19 protein-coding genes are annotated in these 16,184 nt (G+C 66.9%); 6 read left to right on the top strand and 13 right to left on the bottom strand.

The genetic code is table 11. The annotated features are described in order from the left end of the window. Positions 1 to 67: 67 nt before the first annotated feature. From WDLP6_RS01595 to WDLP6_RS01580, 4 genes are read right to left on the bottom strand one after another with little or no spacing between them, the layout of a single operon-like run. Positions 68 to 700, bottom strand: a complete 633-nt coding sequence (locus WDLP6_RS01595; protein ID WP_162590938.1) for an alpha/beta hydrolase — start codon at positions 698 to 700, stop codon at positions 68 to 70. A 10-nt stretch (positions 701 to 710) separates the two neighbouring features. Beyond that, on the bottom strand, positions 711 to 1,064 hold the full coding sequence (locus WDLP6_RS01590; RefSeq protein WP_162590937.1) for a (2Fe-2S) ferredoxin domain-containing protein: 354 nt from the start codon (positions 1,062 to 1,064) through the stop codon (positions 711 to 713). Between the two features lie 24 nt (positions 1,065 to 1,088). Further along, the gene (locus WDLP6_RS01585) at positions 1,089 to 2,201 is read right to left on the bottom strand and encodes a VanZ family protein (RefSeq protein ID WP_162590936.1); all 1,113 of its coding nucleotides are present in this window, start codon (positions 2,199 to 2,201) and stop codon (positions 1,089 to 1,091) included. Between the two features lie 5 nt (positions 2,202 to 2,206). Further along, the gene (locus WDLP6_RS01580) at positions 2,207 to 2,635 is read right to left on the bottom strand and encodes a CopD family protein (RefSeq protein WP_162565433.1); all 429 of its coding nucleotides are present in this window, start codon (positions 2,633 to 2,635) and stop codon (positions 2,207 to 2,209) included. Between the two features lie 328 nt (positions 2,636 to 2,963). Here WDLP6_RS01580 and hemB point away from each other — a divergent pair, with 328 nt between their 5' ends. Continuing rightward, positions 2,964 to 3,968: a porphobilinogen synthase gene (gene hemB, locus WDLP6_RS01575; RefSeq protein WP_162590935.1), complete on the top strand. Its 1,005-nt coding sequence runs from the start codon at positions 2,964 to 2,966 to the stop codon at positions 3,966 to 3,968. Positions 3,969 to 4,001: 33 nt separating this feature from the next. Next, a complete protein-coding gene (locus tag WDLP6_RS01570) occupies positions 4,002 to 5,144 on the top strand; it encodes a magnesium transporter CorA family protein (protein WP_162590934.1) in 1,143 nt (380 codons plus the stop codon). A gap of 70 nt (positions 5,145 to 5,214) precedes the next feature. Here WDLP6_RS01570 and WDLP6_RS01565 read toward each other — a convergent pair whose 3' ends face one another. Together WDLP6_RS01565 and WDLP6_RS01560 are read right to left on the bottom strand one after the other, a co-directional pair. Beyond that, positions 5,215 to 5,580 (bottom strand): DUF4148 domain-containing protein, encoded by a 366-nt coding sequence (locus tag WDLP6_RS01565; protein ID WP_162590933.1) that lies wholly within the window; start codon positions 5,578 to 5,580, stop codon positions 5,215 to 5,217. A 222-nt stretch (positions 5,581 to 5,802) separates the two neighbouring features. Beyond that, the gene (locus tag WDLP6_RS01560; RefSeq protein ID WP_162590932.1) at positions 5,803 to 6,153 is read right to left on the bottom strand and encodes an alpha/beta hydrolase; all 351 of its coding nucleotides are present in this window, start codon (positions 6,151 to 6,153) and stop codon (positions 5,803 to 5,805) included. A gap of 212 nt (positions 6,154 to 6,365) precedes the next feature. On the opposite strand from WDLP6_RS01560, the gene WDLP6_RS01555 reads away from it, so the two are divergent. Beyond that, positions 6,366 to 7,301 (top strand): LysR family transcriptional regulator, encoded by a 936-nt coding sequence (locus tag WDLP6_RS01555; protein WP_162590931.1) that lies wholly within the window; start codon positions 6,366 to 6,368, stop codon positions 7,299 to 7,301. A gap of 31 nt (positions 7,302 to 7,332) precedes the next feature. On the opposite strand, the gene WDLP6_RS01550 is transcribed toward WDLP6_RS01555, so the two are convergent. Both WDLP6_RS01550 and WDLP6_RS01545 read right to left on the bottom strand, forming a co-directional pair. Continuing rightward, the gene (locus tag WDLP6_RS01550) at positions 7,333 to 8,016 is read right to left on the bottom strand and encodes a dienelactone hydrolase family protein (RefSeq protein ID WP_162590930.1); all 684 of its coding nucleotides are present in this window, start codon (positions 8,014 to 8,016) and stop codon (positions 7,333 to 7,335) included. 2 nt (positions 8,017 to 8,018) lie between these two features. Further along, positions 8,019 to 8,639, bottom strand: coding sequence for a 2-hydroxychromene-2-carboxylate isomerase (locus WDLP6_RS01545; RefSeq protein ID WP_162590929.1), 621 nt, complete (start codon positions 8,637 to 8,639; stop codon positions 8,019 to 8,021). 74 nt (positions 8,640 to 8,713) lie between these two features. Here WDLP6_RS01545 and WDLP6_RS01540 point away from each other — a divergent pair, with 74 nt between their 5' ends. Continuing rightward, positions 8,714 to 9,460 (top strand): SDR family oxidoreductase, encoded by a 747-nt coding sequence (locus WDLP6_RS01540; RefSeq protein WP_162590928.1) that lies wholly within the window; start codon positions 8,714 to 8,716, stop codon positions 9,458 to 9,460. Beyond that, positions 9,460 to 10,122 carry a MarC family protein gene (locus tag WDLP6_RS01535; protein ID WP_443083386.1) on the top strand — a complete coding sequence of 221 codons (663 nt, stop codon included), beginning with the start codon at positions 9,460 to 9,462 and terminating at the stop codon, positions 10,120 to 10,122. The genes WDLP6_RS01540 and WDLP6_RS01535 overlap by 1 nt, the downstream gene beginning before the upstream one ends. 10 nt (positions 10,123 to 10,132) lie before the next feature. Here the strand turns inward: WDLP6_RS01535 and WDLP6_RS01530 are convergent, their stop codons facing one another. Genes WDLP6_RS01530 through WDLP6_RS01510 form a run of 5 tightly spaced genes read right to left on the bottom strand, consistent with a single transcriptional unit; the run spans position 10,133 to position 14,335 of the window. Then, a complete protein-coding gene (locus WDLP6_RS01530) occupies positions 10,133 to 10,609 on the bottom strand; it encodes a metallophosphoesterase family protein (RefSeq protein WP_162590927.1) in 477 nt (158 codons plus the stop codon). 12 nt (positions 10,610 to 10,621) lie between these two features. After that, on the bottom strand, positions 10,622 to 11,299 hold the full coding sequence (locus WDLP6_RS01525; protein WP_162590926.1) for an ABC-type transport auxiliary lipoprotein family protein: 678 nt from the start codon (positions 11,297 to 11,299) through the stop codon (positions 10,622 to 10,624). Positions 11,300 to 11,310: 11 nt separating this feature from the next. Continuing rightward, a complete protein-coding gene (locus WDLP6_RS01520) occupies positions 11,311 to 12,297 on the bottom strand; it encodes an MlaD family protein (protein ID WP_162590925.1) in 987 nt (328 codons plus the stop codon). 5 nt (positions 12,298 to 12,302) lie between these two features. Next, positions 12,303 to 13,169: an ABC transporter ATP-binding protein gene (locus WDLP6_RS01515; protein WP_162590924.1), complete on the bottom strand. Its 867-nt coding sequence runs from the start codon at positions 13,167 to 13,169 to the stop codon at positions 12,303 to 12,305. Further along, positions 13,166 to 14,335 (bottom strand): MlaE family ABC transporter permease, encoded by a 1,170-nt coding sequence (locus WDLP6_RS01510; RefSeq protein ID WP_174259836.1) that lies wholly within the window; start codon positions 14,333 to 14,335, stop codon positions 13,166 to 13,168. The genes WDLP6_RS01515 and WDLP6_RS01510 overlap by 4 nt, the downstream gene beginning before the upstream one ends. Positions 14,336 to 14,501: 166 nt before the next feature. On the opposite strand from WDLP6_RS01510, the gene WDLP6_RS01505 reads away from it, so the two are divergent. Next, positions 14,502 to 16,130, top strand: coding sequence for a GMC family oxidoreductase (locus WDLP6_RS01505; protein WP_162590923.1), 1,629 nt, complete (start codon positions 14,502 to 14,504; stop codon positions 16,128 to 16,130). Positions 16,131 to 16,184: the final 54 nt, after the last annotated feature.

The raw sequence follows: 16,184 nt of genomic DNA, 5'->3' as shown, positions 1-16,184 counted from the left end.
GCGGCACATATCAGCGCGCGCAACACGCCGGAAAAACGATGCATGGGGGATGGGAGGAGACGAAAGGCTAGCCCGCGCGAAGGTGGCGGACGACGAGATTCTTGAGCAGCGGCAATTGTCCGTGAAAGAAATGGCCGCCTCCGGGGATGACTGTGACGGGAAGTGACTGCGGGCGCGCCCAATCCATCACGGCAGCGAGCGGCACCGTATCGTCCTGTTCGCCGTGCACGATGAGCGCGCGTTCATGCGATGCCGCCGGCAAGGTCGCAACCGGGAAACGCGAAGCCGCCGTTCCGACGAGCACCAGATGGCGGACATCGCGCGCCACCCACAGCCTCTCGACAGCGCAGCTCGCAACGAAGGCGCCGAACGAGAAGCCGGCGATGGCCAGGGGGCCTTCGGGCGCTATTTGCTCGACGACGGCCAGTATGTCCTCGCACTCGCCGCGTCCTTCGTCATGAACGCCTTCGCTGGCACCGACCCCACGGAAGTTGAAGCGCACCGCATTCCATCCGCAGGCAACGAACGCCCGCGCCAGCGTCTGCACCACCTTGTTGTCCATGGTGCCGCCGAAGAGCGGATGTGGATGGGTGATCAGCGCCACACCGAGTGCCGGCGCGCCTTCGGCCGCCGAATCGCGAAGTGCTTCGATGGCGCCCGCTGCGCCATGCAGCCGAAGCTTTTCGGTATGGGAGTTCATGGACGCCTGCTCAGCGCCCGACATCCGGCGGCAGCAACAAACGCTCGACCACCTTCCCGTGCTTCAGATGCGATTCGACGATCTCGTCGATGTCGTCCTCGTCGACGAAGGTGTACCAGACCGCCTCGGGATAGACCACGGCCACGGGGCCGCCCGCGCAGCGGTCGAGGCACCCCGACTTGTTGACGCGAACCTTGCCGGGCCCGGCCAGCCCGGCCTCCTTCACCCGCGACTTGCAGCGATCGAAACCTTGCTGTGCATCATGCTTCGAGCAGGAGTCCTCTCCATTCTTGCGTTCGTTCAGGCAGAAGAAGATGTGGCGGCCGTAGTAGCCGCGCGGGGAGGAAATGCTGGAACTGGACATCGGATCCTTCTGTGGAGCAACAGTCTAGTGGGACCTCGCGCGGCGCGACAGCGCAACGAGCACATAGCCGAGCGTTGCGAATGGCCAAACCCAGCCGAGCCATTGCGCCAGACCATGGAAGCGGATGAAGCGGCCTTGCTCCCAGGTCGCCAGCGTCTGCGCGAAATAGGCGCTTTCCGGCGCTTGATTCAACAGGCTCAGGTGCACCACGAGTGCGACGAGCAGCAACGCCGCGCAGAGCCGGCGAGGCACCGCCAGCAGCAGCACTCCGACGAACAACGCGGCCGCGATCCCGGCCTGCACCGGCAGGCTCAGCCATGCCCAGGCGTGCGAGGGTCCATAGCTCAATGCCGCGGACAGGGCCGTGACCGCCACGCCGGTCAGCAACGTCAGCGGAAGCAAGATGGCGCGCCGCGCGATCGAACGGGTCACCAGGAAGGCCAGCAGGCACGGCACCAGCGCGCCCAGCATGACGCACAGCAGTTCCACGCCCGGCACCAGCGGCTCCAACTCGAACTGGCGCAGCGGCATCCAGTCGATGAAGGGGGTGTCCAGAAGCCATTCGGCGATCGCCGTTTCCAGGCGCTCGAACACCTGTCCCAGCCCGAAAGTGACGGCAGCCGGGAAGAGCAGCGCGATCGGCCACAACGCGAGCAACACCAGCCCACCGCGCGCATCCTCGATGAACCAGTTGGCACGGGTCCGGTGCCAGTGCGCCACGGCCCCCACACGCTCGAGCGCCGCCGCCAGCACTGCGCCGACCAGCGTGCCGAGGCTGTTCAGCCCGAGGTCGACATTGGAGGGAATGCGCGCCGGAAGATAGCTCTGCAATGTCTCCATGCAGAACGAAATCGCCACGCCTGCGACGGTGGCGCGCAATACGGCGCGCACGCCGCCTGCGGCCGGCCGGGTGCGCAGCACGACGATCGCAGCCAGGAAACCGAGCGGCATGTAGCCGACGACATTGATGCCGAAGTCGAAACCGGTCCAGTACTTGGGCCACGGCGCCGCAAGGTAGGCCCAGGGCGCGATGCCCTGATCGCGCCAGTCGGCGAAGGGATAGAGGCTCGCATAGACGATCAGCGCGGCGTATGCGAGCGCAAGAGGCAATGCCGCGGACTTGTGCTGCGTTGCCACGGCGCTCAGAAAGGCTTGACCACGACCAGGATCACGATGCCCAGCAGCAGAAGCACCGGCAACTCGTTGAACCACCGGTACCAGCGGTGACTGCGCCGATCGGTTCCCGCGATGAAACGGCGCAGCAGCACGCCGCAGCCGTGGTGATAGCCGATCACCACCAGAACCAGCGCCAGCTTGGCATGCATCCAGCCATTGCCCGGTCCGCGCCCGATCCCGTAGCCGAGCCAGAGCCACAGCCCGAAGCCGAGGGCCGGTACGGCCAGGAAGGTGGTGAACCGGAACAGCTTGCGCGCCATGAGGAGGAGCCGCGCGCGTTCAGCGACCGATTCGGGCGCCACCATCGCCAGGTTGACGAAAATCCGCGGCAGATAGAAAAGTCCCGCGAACCAACTCGCGATGAATACGATATGCAGCGACTTGATCCAAAGCATGGGGGCAGTTTAGTGGCGCAACCCGCCGGGAGCCCGCGCAGTATTTTGGCCTGACAGGTCAAAAAAAAGCCCGGCGTCAAAACGCCGGGCTGGGAAGCCCTTTTGCTGTCACACATCAAGGCACCCGCTCAGGGAGGAAAAGCGGGGAGCGGCAAGCCGCCCAGGGCAGAATTTAACAAAGGCAAAACAACCTATCAAGCAAGTTGCGGAATTTTTTGCCTTTTTGTCGTACAAAAAATAATACGAACCGCTTCAGATTAACAAGTGCTCCCCAACGCAATGGGCCATGCGAAATCCCGCATCAGACAGTTCGGGCACAATTTTAGGCATGACCCTTCATTCGCCCTTTCCATCGGGCCGGCCGCGTCGGCTGCGCCGTGATGCGTTCACGCGCGATCTCGTACGCGAGCACACACTCTCTGTCAACGACCTGATCTATCCCGTTTTTGTCCAGGAGGGCACGAGGCAGTGCCACGCAGTGCCGTCGATGCCGGGCGTCGACCGGCTGAGCCTCGATCTCCTGCTGCCCGTCGCCGAGCAATGCGTGGCGCTCGGTATCCCGGTGATGGCACTGTTCCCCGTTATCGACGCCGGCCTGAAAACGCCGGCAGGCGACGAAGCATTCAATCCCGACGGCCTGATCCCGCGCGTGGTTGCAGCGCTCAAATCGCGCTTCCCCGAACTGGGCGTGATGACCGACGTCGCGCTCGACCCCTACACCAGCCATGGCCAGGACGGCCTGCTCGACGACAGCGGCTACATCCTCAACGATCCGACGGTCGAGATCCTCGTCAAGCAAGCCCTCGCCCAATCGCAGGCCGGCGTGGACATCGTGGCGCCCAGCGACATGATGGACGGCCGCATCGGCGCGATTCGCAACGCACTCGAATCGCGCGGCGACATCCATACCCGGATCATGGCCTACAGCGCCAAGTACGCGAGCGCCTTCTACGGCCCGTTCCGCGATGCCGTCGGCTCTGCCGCCAACCTGGGCAAGAGCAACAAGAAGGTCTACCAGATGGACCCGGGCAACAGCGACGAGGCCCTGCGCGAAGTGGCGATCGACATTGCCGAAGGCGCCGACATGGTGATGGTCAAGCCCGGCATGCCCTATCTCGACATCGTGCGCCGCGTGAAGGATGAATTCCACGTGCCGACCTTCGCCTACCAGGTCAGCGGCGAATACGCGATGCTCAAGGCCGCGGCGCAGAACGGCTGGCTCGATCACGATGCGGTGATGCTTGAGAGCCTGCTCGCCTTCAAGCGCGCAGGCGCCGATGGCGTCCTCACCTACTTTGCGCTCGACGTCGCGCGGCTGCTGAAAAAACCATAGCGCCACGGGTGCGGTCCGCAGTTCAGCCACCTCATGCGCATCTTCAAGATCGAAGCCTCGCGGGTCACCGAGCACGACGCGCTGGCGCCGATGGCCGCGCCGGATGCATGCGGTCAAGGCTATCTGTGGCTGTCACTCACGCGGGACGAATTCCGTACGTCGCTGGCCGAGGTGCAGGCCGTTCTGCAGTCGCTGTGCAACACGCATCTGGTCGACCTTCACGTGAGCGATCTCCTGAACGACCAGCTGCCTTCACGCTACGACTACACCTCGCAATACGACCTCCTCGTTTTTCGGCGGCTTGCCGCGTCGAACGGCAACGCCCTCGTGCCGAAGGCCGACGAGCTGGCGCTGCCGCGCACGGGGCCACCCGTCCTGCGTCGCATCGACACACGACCGGTCGGCTTTGCGGTGTTCGAGCGCGTGCTCCTGTCCGTGCATCCGGAAGACGGCACAGTGCGCGATACCTTCGCGGCCAAGCTGCTGGCCGCCGCCACGCCGGACGCGCTCAGCCACGCAGTGCTCCCTGCGATCGATGTCCGCGCCGTTTCCTCTCGTCTACCGACCGGACCCGCGGATCTGATGCTGCGCGTGATCAACCAGATCGTCGATGCGTACCTCGAATTGCGGCGCGAACTGACCCGGCAGCTCGACCACTGGCAGGCCGAGCTGATCGACCCGCGCAGCCGCTTCACCAACTGGAGCGCCTTGATGGGTGCCCAACAGTCCCTGCACCATCTGGACGAGATCTGCGAAGACCAGCGTGCCTGCATCCAGGACTGGATCGACGCCCTCGAAACGCTGCCGGCGCCGACCGGCGCCGTCGAACTGCGCGAACGCGAGCTCGTCATGGTCCGCAGCCGCGACGTGCTCGAACACATCGAGCGCGTGGTGCATCACGTGCGGCGACTCGAACAGAATGCCGAAGCCGCGGTCCAGATGCACTTCAGCGTGCAGAGCCACCGCACCAACGACATCATGCGGGTGCTCACGGTGCTGACCGCGGTCTTCCTGCCGCTCAATTTGATCGCCGGCATCTTCGGCATGAACTTCGAGTTCATCCCGCTCGTGCACAAGACCGATGGGTTCTGGATCGCGATGGCCTCGATGGGCGTGATCGCGGTGCTGCTGGTCGTGGTGTTCTGGCGCAAGCGTTACCTGGCACGGGCGCGCTGAGAATCGCCCGGCCAACGAAAAAGCCGGCCGGCGCTCGCACACCGGCCGGCTTCGCGTGACCGCGTCCGTATCACTTGGCCGTGGTCGCGCCCTCTTGGGCCTGGACACGCACTTCGGCGGGACGGGCCATGGTCGAGATCACGCGGCTGTTGACGCGCGAGCCGCCGACCACGTTCTGATCCGGCGCATTCGCCGTCGCGATGGCCTGCGCATGCACGGCAGCCGGATCGGCCACCGACTTGAACGGTTCGGCGCCGCGCGAACCGCGCACCACGTTCTGGTTGGGTGCTGAAGCGGTGCGGACCGCTTCTTCGTTGACCTCGGTCCGGCTCTTGGCCGACACGGAGGTTTGCACGCCCTGGTAGGTTTCAGCTTGCGCGCCGGCGGCAGCGAGGACGGACAGAGCGGCAGCAGCGAGGATGTAGGAGGTCTTCATTTCAGTTCCTTTGGATTCTTGGCAGTGGTTTTCAAACCAGGCTTGCTATCGATATGGCTGGCCTGTGGAACGCAGTTTCCTGGCGATTGACCTCGGGAAAACACCGAGAAAGGAGACACCGTGTTTCCGGTACCGAAACAATCCTGAACGCGTGATGAAGCACCACAAAAAAGCCGGCCCCGCTCTCGCGGGGCCGGCTCGTCACGCGACCGTTGTGTCGGCTTACAGGCCGGCTTGTTGCGTCACCGGACGAACGATCTTGTATTGCGCGGGAATCACGCTGTTCACGAAAGCCTTGCGATCCAGGTTCTGGTTCGCCTCGTGCGCGGTGGCGACCGCTTCGGCACGCACCGTGGCGCGGGCGACCGAACTGTTCAGGCTCGCCGCAGGACCGGCAGCATAACCTTCGGCATACGGGTTGGCACTGTGGGCGGCTTGCGTGGCTTGCGCACTCACGTTGGCGCGGTTGTTGGCCGACACCGGCGCGTGCACGCCTTCATAGGTTTCGGCTTGAGCGCCGGCGGCGGCGAGAATGGAAAGAGCGGCTGCGGCGATGATCTTCGAGGTGTTCATTTTCAATGTCCTTCAATTGGCTTTGGATGATGTCGAACCGGTCTTGGTTGGGTCACCGTCCCGTTGGGGTCGCGGCCACCTCGCTCGGAGTCCTGTTCACCCAGATCAGCCTGGCGGCCGGTCTGTGCCTTGAAGTTTGCCTTGAATGAGTAGGTGAAAACCCTTGGATTTCGAACCGCGGTGTTCATCAAATCGAAACAATGGAAGCCTGAATGGACGGCCTGGACCTGCTGAGAACCTTTCGTGAAGTCGCCGAGCGCGGCAGCTTTTCCCGCGCAGCCACCGTGCTCAACATGTCGAAGGCGAATGTGAGCAAGTACGTGGCCCAGCTCGAAGCGCGCTTCGGCGTGCGTCTGCTCAATCGATCGACCCGCTCGGTCAGCCTCACCGACGCGGGCCAGCTGCTGCTCGAGCGCAGCAAACCGCTGATGGAAATGATCGAGCTCACCCAGAGCGAGCTGCAAGAGCACGCAGGCCATCCGCGCGGCCGGTTGCGCGTGACCGCACCGCACGGCCTGGGACAGAGTTCATTGCCCAGCATCCTCGGTGAATTCATCGCCAGCTACCCCGACGTGCACGTGAGCCTGCAGCTGAGCAACCGCGTGATCGACCTGGTCGAGGAAGGCGTCGACATCGCCGTGCGGCTCGGCCGCATCCGCGACGAGAACCTGATCGTCCGGCGCCTGCGCCTGATGGACCTCGTGCTCTGCGCAACCCCGGCCTACTGGGCTCGGCGCGGGCTGCCGAAGAAACCCGACGACATGCGCGCGCACGACGTGCTCACCTATTCGCTCGCCGGACCCACGCCGCACCTGCCCTTCGAAGTCGATGGCCAGCCCTACAGCGTGCCGGTGCACAGCCGCATGGATGCCAACGACGCCGCGCCGCTGATCGGCGTGGCGCTCGCCGGGCTCGGCGCCGTGTGCGTGCCGGCGATGATGGCGCAGTCCCACATCGAGCGCGGCGCGCTGGTGCCGGTGCTCAAGGAATACATGCCGCGCGACCTCTGGCTGTACGCGGCCTATTCGCAGCGCCGCCACAACAGCGCCGCGCTGCGCGCGCTGCTGGATTTTCTGGAAGCCCGGATTCGCACGGCACCTGCCGCCGCGCCGGCCCCGAAGCGCTCGCGGCAAGCCGCCCTCGCCTGAGGGCGTGCGGCGCGGACGCGGGATCGATCGATCAGGCCAGATGCTTGCCGAAGAACGCCAGCGTGCGTTCGCGGGCCAGCTTCGCGGCCGCGGCATCGTACGAGCCGCGCTGATCGCAATTGAAGCCATGGTTGGCTTCGTAGATGTGGACCTCGACCTCCGGATGCGCCTTCTTGAAGGCCTCGACCGTATCGAGCGGAATCCAGTGGTCCTGGCTGCCGAAATGCGCCAGCACCGGCACCTTGGGGCTGCGTGCGATTTCTTCCGGCGTGGTCATCCCGCCGCCGTAATAGGGTGCGGCCGCTGAAAGCCCCGTGACGCCTGCCGCAGCGCGCCAGGTCAGCAGGCCGCCCCAGCAATAGCCCACGATGCCGACCTTGCCTGCCTTCGCCGCGAAGTCGACCGCGGCTTGCACGTCCTGCAGCACGCCGGGCGCGGGCAAGGCTTCGACGGCCGTCTTGAGCCCGAAGCCGGTCTTCATGTCGTCCTCGCTGTAGCCGAGCTCCACGCCGGCCTTCACGCGATGGAAGGTCGAAGGCGAGACCGCGAAATAGCCGTCGGCCGCGTAGCCGTCGGCCACCGAGCGGATGTGCGAATTGACGCCGAAGATCTCAGGCACCACGACGACCGCGCCCTTCGGCTTGCCCGCGGGCTCGGCCACATAGGCAGGAAAGGTGAAGCCGTCCTTGGCGGTGAGATCGATGAATTGACCCATGGTCATGCTCCTTGGCGGGGTGGTTGGGATTTCAATGCGCGCTCGACGAAGTCCAGGCGGTCCTGCCCCCAGAAGATCTCTCCGTCGATCACGTAGCTCGGTGCACCGAACACCTTGGCGTCGATGGCTTGTTGCGTGTAGTCCTCGTACAGCTCCTGCACGGTCTGGCTCAGCGACTGCGCCATGCGCCGCCCGGAAAGGCTGCATTCGTCCAGCAGCGCTTCGAGCACCTTCGGGTCGGCAATGTTGCGCTGGCGGACCCAGACCGATTCGAACAGCGCGGCGCAGATCTTCATCGCCGCATCGGTGCCGTCGTTGAGGTCGACGGCGATGATGAGCTTGGCCGCGTCATCGCCCACCACCGGAAAGAACTTCGGCGTCGGATTGAGCGGCATGCCGAGGTATTTCGAGATCCGCGCCAGATCGACCAGCCGATAGGCCTGCCGCTGCGGCGCGCGCTTGCCCAGCGGCAGTCCGCCCGAGACCGGAAACACGGCGCCGAAATCGATCGGCCGCACCCGCACGGCGACGCCGGCTGCCTTCGCGATCTCGGCGAAGCGCGCATGGCCCAGGTAGGTCCAGGGGCTTTGGGGCGTGAAGTAGTAGTCGATGCTGCGGCTCAAGGGCGTCTCCTCGATGATGTAATCCATCCGCACGCGTTTTAACTGAGGCACAGCTTCTGTGCAGGAGGCGGGATTTGAACCAGGTTCTCTTGATCACCGGCGGCGGCCGCGGCATCGGCGCCGCCACGGCGCTGCTCGCGGCGCAGCGCGGCTATGCAGTGGCCGTCAACTACGCGAACAACTCGCTGGCCGCCGACGAGGTGGTGCGCACGATCCGCGCCGGCGGCGGCAGCGCGATCAGCGTCCAGGCCGACGTCGGCGACGAGGCGCAGGTGATGGCCATGTTCGACAAGGTCGACGCCAAGTTCGGCCGCCTCGACGCGCTGGTCAACAACGCCGGCGTGGTCGACCTGCAGGCACGGGTCGACGCCATGAGCGTGGCGAGGCTCGAGCGCATGTTCCGCATCAACGTGATCGGCAGCTTCGTCTGTGCGCGCGAGGCCGTGCGGCGAATGAGCACGAAGCAGGGCGGCCGCGGCGGTGCGATCGTCAACCTGTCGAGCGCCGCCGCGCATCTCGGCTCGCCGGGCCAGTACGTCGACTACGCGGCCAGCAAGGGCGCGATCGACACGTTCACCATCGGCCTGGGCAAGGAGGTCGCCGACGAAGGCATCCGCGTCAACGCCGTGCGGCCCGGCCTGATCGACACCGACATCCATGCCTCCGGCGGCCTGCCCGATCGCGCGGCCCAGCTCGCACCGGGCGTGCCGATGAAGCGCACCGGCAGCGCCGAGGAAGTCGCCCGCGCCATCCTGTGGCTGCTCTCGGCCGAGGCCAGCTACACCACCACCTCGATCCTCGACGTCGCGGGCGGGCGCTGATGGCAACGCCCGCGATGGACCTGATCAAGCCGCTGATCACGCTGCTGGCCATCGTGAATCCGCTGGCGATCGTTCCCTTCTTCATCCACTACACGCAGGGCTACACCGACCGCCAGCGCCAGCGCACCGCCTGGATCGCGGCCTTCAGCGCCTTCGTGGTCATTGCGATCAGTGCGCTGATCGGGCTTCAGCTGCTGTCCTTCTTCGGCATCTCGATCGCGAGCTTCCAGGTCGGCGGCGGCATGCTGCTCCTGATCAGCTCGCTGAACATGCTCAATGCGCAGCCCGCCGAAGCCAAGACCAACCAGGACGAGATCCGCGCCGCGGAGGTGAAGGCTTCGCTCGGTGCGTCGATCGCGGTGGTGCCCCTGACCATTCCGCTGCTGACCGGGCCGGCCACCATGTCCACCGTGGTCATCTACGCCGAGAAGACGCAGCACCTCTGGGAGCTCGCGGTGCTGGTCGGCTACGGCGTGGTGATCGGCCTGGCGACCGGCGTCGCGTTCTCGCTCGCCGAGCCGATCGCCCGCGTGCTCGGCAAGACCGGCATCAACGTGATGACGCGGCTGATGGGCCTGATCCTCGCGGCGCTGGCGGTCGAGGTGATGGCCGACGGGCTCGGCAAGCTGTTCCCGATCCTGAGCCGCGCGGCCGGCAGCTGAGGTCGGCGCTTCAGCACGCAGGGGAGGCGGTATCCATCTCCACGATTCGGGGTGTGATGGCGCCGCCTTCGATGATCAGTTCGCCGATCGAGATCGGCAGCCTGAAACGCCGCGGGCCGGCACTCCCGGGGTTGATGTACAGCACGCCTTCGCGCTCCTCGATCACAGGCCGGTGCGAATGCCCCGACACCACGACCCGGATGCCTTCGGCGGCGGGGTCGATGTCCAGCCGCGCAAGGTCGTGGATCGCGTAGAGCCACACGCCGCCGAGCTCGATGCGCTCCGTCTCGCGAATCGCATCGGCCCAGGCCGCGCCATCGTTGTTGCCGCGCACCGCGGTCAGGGGCGCGATGGCGGCCAGCGCGTCGAGCACGTGCTGCGCGCCGATGTCGCCGCCATGCACGATGTGGTCGCAGCCGCGCAGAAACTCCATGGCTTGCGGACGCAGCAGGCCGTGCGTGTCGGAGATCAGGCCGATGCGCTGCATCCGGGACGTGAATCAGCGAGCCTGGTCTACCCACGCGACCAGATCGGCGACCACGGCATCGCTCGCGGCAGCGAGCGCCTTCACGCCGCCGGCCGCGTCTGCACTCGGCGCGGGCCGCCGGGCCGTGAAGCTGCGCTGGGCCACCACCCGATCGCCGCCGGGGCCGCTGCGGATCAGGGTGGCGCGCAGGCGCACCAGGCCGACGCTGCTGGCGGCCGACTCGAAGTACTGGCTGAACTCGTCGAGCGACACCTGCAGCATGTCGGGCGCCTTGCCCTGCGTGCGCGCGATGGTGGCGCTCTCGTCCGGACCGAGCACCGTGCGCCGGGCTGACAGCACGTCGCCCAGGCGCTGGCGCAGCAACTGCGCGGGCGCCACGCTCCAGCGCGCCTGGCCATAGGGCCGCAGCTCGTTCGCGTCCGCATAGCCCAGGCGGTAGAGCACCTGCGTGCCTTCGAGCCGCGCACTGGCCTCGATCTCGGCCAGCGCGATCGGCGACAGCGTCGTCGCATCGGCCGGCGCCGGCGCGGTGTTGGCAGTCCCGGGGCCGAAGTCGTACAGCGTGGTGCGCGAAGGCTTGTCGGGCAAGGCGCCGCAGCCGCCCGCCAGCAGCACGGCGGCGGCGAATCCCCCAAGGCCGAAGCGGCGCGCCCGGCGAGCGCAGGCGGCGAGCGAGTGCAATGTGTTCATCGTGTTCACCATCAGGGCCGCGCCGGCGCAGCGGTCGGCGCGGAAAAGCCGGGCTCGCCCGGGCCGGGCGCCACGCCGCCGTTGCCGAACAGCAGCGATTGCGGGTTGTCGTTGATGTTGTCCGCGGTGCGGCCGAGCCGGCGCACGGCGTGCGAGGTGTCGTCGGCGACGCGGTTCAGGCGCGGCAGCGTCGCGCCGTTGAAGGCTTCGACCGCCTGCGACAGCGCCTTGGTGCCGTCACCCAGCCGCTCGACCGGACCGTCCTTGGCATTGAGCCGGCCGACCGTGGTGTTGAAGTTGTTGGCCACGCGCGAGACGTCGCTGGCCGCCTTCTTGACTGTGCCCATGGTGTCCTTCGTGCGGTCCACCATCGCGGGCAGCGCGGCGAGCGTCGGGTTGAGGCCGGTCTTGACCGTGTTGTCGAGCGAGCGCGTGAGCTGGTTGGCGCCGGCCGCGGCCTCGGAGATGTTCTCCAGCGCGCTGGCGAAGCGCTTCTGGTTGTCGTCACTCAGCAGCGTGTTGGCGCGGTGGGTCACTTCCTCGACCTGGTTGAGGATGGCTTCGCCGCGGTCCTGCAATTGCGCCAACAACGAGGGCTTGAGCGGGATGCGCGGCGGGTTGCCGTTGTCGGGCTTCAGCGCCACCTGCGACTCGCCCTTGTCGTCGAGCGCGATGAAGGCCAGCCCCGTCACGCCCTGGTAGCTCAGCGAGGCGAAGGTCGAGGTGGTGAGCGGCACGCGCTCGTCGACGCTGATGCGCACGCGCACGTTGCCCTTGACCTTCGGGTCGAAGTCGATCGACACCACCTTGCCGACCGCGATGCCGCGGTAGCGCACCATGGCCTGCGGCTGCAGGCCGCTCACCGCGTCGCGCGTCGAGAGTTCGTAGATGTTGCGGACCGTGCTGTCGTGCGTCAGCCAGACCACCAGCGCCACCAGCGCGGCGATCAGGCCCAGCACGAAAACGCCGGCAGCGAGGGCATGGGCCTTGTTTTCCATGGCGGCTACCTTTCAGTGGATGGGGACCGGCTTCCGCCGTTGCGCCCCGCGGCGATCGCCGGCGTGGCGTGCTCGTGGAGGGCTTCCATGGCGCGCTGGCCACGGCCGCCGAGGAAGTACTCGTGGATGAACGGATGCGGATAGGCGATCACGTCGCGCGCGGTCCCGGTGACGATCACCTTCTGGTCGGCCAGCACCGCGATGCGCGTGCTCAGGTCGAACAGCGTGTCGAGATCGTGCGTGACCATCACCACCGTGAGCCCCAGCTCGCGGTGCAGGCCGCGCAGCAGATCGCAGAAGCCGTCGGCGCTTTCAGGGTCGAGCCCGGCGGAGGGCTCGTCGAGCAGCAGCAGCGGCGGGTCCATGATCAGCGCCCGCGCCAGCGCCACGCGCTTGATCATGCCGCCCGACAGATCGGCCGGGCTCTTGGTGGCCTGCTGCGGGCTGAGCCCGACCATCTGCAGCTTGACCAGCGCCGCGTCGCGGATCAGCGCATCGGGCAGGAGCTTGAGCTCGCGCAGCGGAAACGCGATGTTGTCGAGCACGGTGAAGGCCGAGAACAGCGCGCCGTGCTGGAACAGCATGCCGACGTTGGCCGCGCCCATCGCGCTGAGCTGTCCGGGCGGATGGCCGAGCACCGTGACCTCGCCCTTCGTGGGGTGCTCCAGCCCGAGGATCTGGCGCAGCAGCACGGTCTTGCCGGTGCCCGATCCGCCGACCAGCGACAGCACTTCGCCGCGCACGATCGTGAGGTCGAGATCGCGATGCACGACCTGGTCGCCGTCGGGCGACTCGAACACCGTCCACAGCTTGCGGATCTCGACCACGTTCGTCGCGACGCTCGAGTGGCCGGAGATGTCGTTGCCATTCATCCGCGAAATCCTATGCCCTTGAACAGCACCGCGAACAATGCATCGACCAGGATCACCACCGTGATCGAGGTCACCACCGACGAGGTGGTGCCACGCCCGAGGCTCTCGGTGTTGGGCTTGACCTTCATGCCGAAATAGCAGCCGATCAGCGCGATCAGGATGCCGAACACGGCCGACTTGGACATCGCGAGCCAGAGATTCGACATCGGCACCGCGCGCGGCAGCGCCGACATGAAATAGGCCGGCGAGATGTCGAGCGAGAGATCGGCCGCCAGCATGCCGCCGAACAGCGCCGCCATCGAGGTCCACATGCTGATCAGCGGCATCGCGATGGCCAGCGCCAGCACGCGCGGCATCACCAGCCGGAAGCCGTGCGGAATGCCCATCACGCGCATGGCGTCGAGCTCCTCGGTCACGCGCATCACGCCGATCTGCGCCGTGATGGCCGAACCCGAACGCCCCGCGATCAGCACCGCGGCCAGCACCGGCCCGAGCTCGCGGATCAGCGACAGGCCGAGGATGTTGACGATGAAGGTCTCGGCGCCGTACTGGCGCAACTGCTGCGACGTGAGGTAGGCCAGCACCACGCCGATCAGGAGGCCCACCAGCGCGGTGATGGGCAGCGCGGTGGCGCCGAAATGGTAGAGATGGCCCGAGAAATCGCGCCACGGACCGCGGTGCGGTGCGCGGATCAGCTTGCCGATGTCCAGCGTGAGCTGGCCGATGAGGCGCAGGAAATCGCGCGCCACGAACATCATGCGCGGGCCGTTGTGCGCGAAGGCCTTGAAGCGGTCGGCCAGCGTGGGACGGGCCTCGCCCGGCAGGCTGCAGGTGTACTGGGCGACCTGGTCCAGCACAGCCTTGTGCTGCGAGTCCATCTCGAGTTGCGCCGGCCAGGCCTGGCGCCAGTGGTTCCACAGCAGCTGCGCGCCGATGTGGTCGAGCTGCTCGATGGGGCGCAGGTCCCAGGCCCGATCGTCCTTCGGCGGCACGCCGTCGAGGTTCAGCGCGAGCGCATTCCAGGTGCTCGGATAGGACATTGCCAGCGCGGTCCAGCGGCCGCTCGCGACGGCCCAGTCGCGCCCCTCCTCGTCATGCTGCTGGACGCGCGGCAACGCAGGGTCGGCGTCTTGCGCGTCGGCGGGCGGCGACGAGGCGATGGGCATGGAACGGTGCGAAGGGCCTGGCGGTGATGAACACAACATCGTAACCGCGTGCGTCGACGCCACCGCTGCCGATCGCCGGCACTTCGCGCAGGCCGTCGCGCAATCCGCGGGTTTGCCACAATCGGCCTCGGGCAGCAGAACCATTGCGACAACGAGACAAGGCGCCATGAGCGACACCACCTTCGACTACATCATCATCGGCGCCGGCACCGCGGGCGCGCTGATGGCCAATCGCCTGAGCGCGGACCCGCAGAACCGCGTGCTGCTGGTCGAAGCCGGCCCCAAGGACGACTACCACTGGATCCACATCCCGGTCGGCTACCTCTACTGCATCGGCAACCCGCGCACCGACTGGCTCTACAACACCGAGCCCGACGCCGGCCTCAACGGCCGCGCGCTGCGCTATCCGCGCGGCAAGACGCTGGGCGGCTCGTCGAGCATCAACGGCATGATCTACATGCGCGGCCAGTCGCGCGACTACGACCAGTGGGCGCGCCTCACCGGCGACGACGAATGGCGCTGGGACCGCGTGCTGCCTGCGTTCAAGAAGCACGAGGACCACTATCTCGGCGCCGACGAACTGCACGGCGCGGGCGGCGAATGGCATGTCGACAAGCAGCGCCTGCGCTGGGACATCCTCGATGCCTTCGCCGAGGCCGCGGTGCAGGCGGGCGTCCCGCACAGCACCGACTTCAACCGCGGCAGCAACGAGGGCGTGGGCTACTTCCAGGTCAACCAGAAGAAGGGCTGGCGCTGGAACACCGCCAAGGCCTTCCTGCGGCCCACCTGCTACGGCCGTCCCAACTTCGAGCTCTGGACCAGCGCGCAGGTGTCGCGCCTGTTGTTCGACATCGGCGGCGACGGCGGCCGCTACTGCACCGGCGTCGAGGTCTGGGATGGCCACGAGAAAGTCCATGCCCATGCGCGCCGCGAGGTGATCCTGTGCGCGGGCAGCATCGGCTCGCCGCAGATCCTGCAGCTCTCGGGCATCGGCCCGGCCGATCTGTTGCGGCAGCACGGCATCGAGGTGCTGGTCGACGCGCCGGGCGTCGGCGCCAATCTGCAGGACCACCTGCAGATCCGCGCGGTCTACAAGATCGACGGCGCGCCGACGCTCAACGTGCTGGCCTCCTCGCTGTACGGCAAGGCGAAGATCGGCCTCGAATACCTGCTCAGGCGCACCGGCCCGATGAGCATGGCGCCTTCGCAGCTCGGCGCCTTCACGCGCAGCTCGCCCGAGCACGAATGGCCCAATCTCGAGTACCACGTGCAGCCGCTCTCGCTCGATGCCTTCGGCGAGCCGCTGCACAGCTTCCCGGCCTTCACCGCCAGCGTGTGCAACCTGAACCCGACCAGCCGCGGCACGGTGCGCATCAAGAGCCCGAAGTTCGAGGATGCGCCCGCGATCGCGCCCAACTACCTCAGCACCGACGAGGACCGCCGGGTGGCCGCCGATTCGCTGCGCGTGACGCGCCGCATCGCGGCGCAGCCGGCGCTCGCGAAGTACCGGCCCGAGGAGTGGAAGCCGGGCGTGCAGTACCAGAGCGACGACGAACTGGCGCGGCTGGCCGGCGACATCGCGACCACCATCTTTCATCCGGTCGGCACCACGAAGATGGGCGCCGACGACGATCCGATGGCCGTGCTCGACGCCCGGCTGCGCGTGCGCGGCATCGCGCGGTTGCGCGTGGTCGATGCCGGCGCCATGCCCACCATCACCAGCGGCAACACCAACAGCCCGACGCTGATGATGGCGGAGAAGGTCGCGGGCTGGATCCGCGAAGCCCCGCGTTAACCCTGGGTTCGTTGCCAGCCGTGGCCGAGTGACGGGTAATCCCCGATGCACTGC

Origin of the sequence: Variovorax sp. PBL-E5 (genome assembly GCF_901827185.1) — a bacterium.
Lineage (GTDB): Bacteria > Pseudomonadota > Gammaproteobacteria > Burkholderiales > Burkholderiaceae_C > Variovorax.
This window is presented reverse-complemented; position numbering and strand designations above follow the sequence as displayed.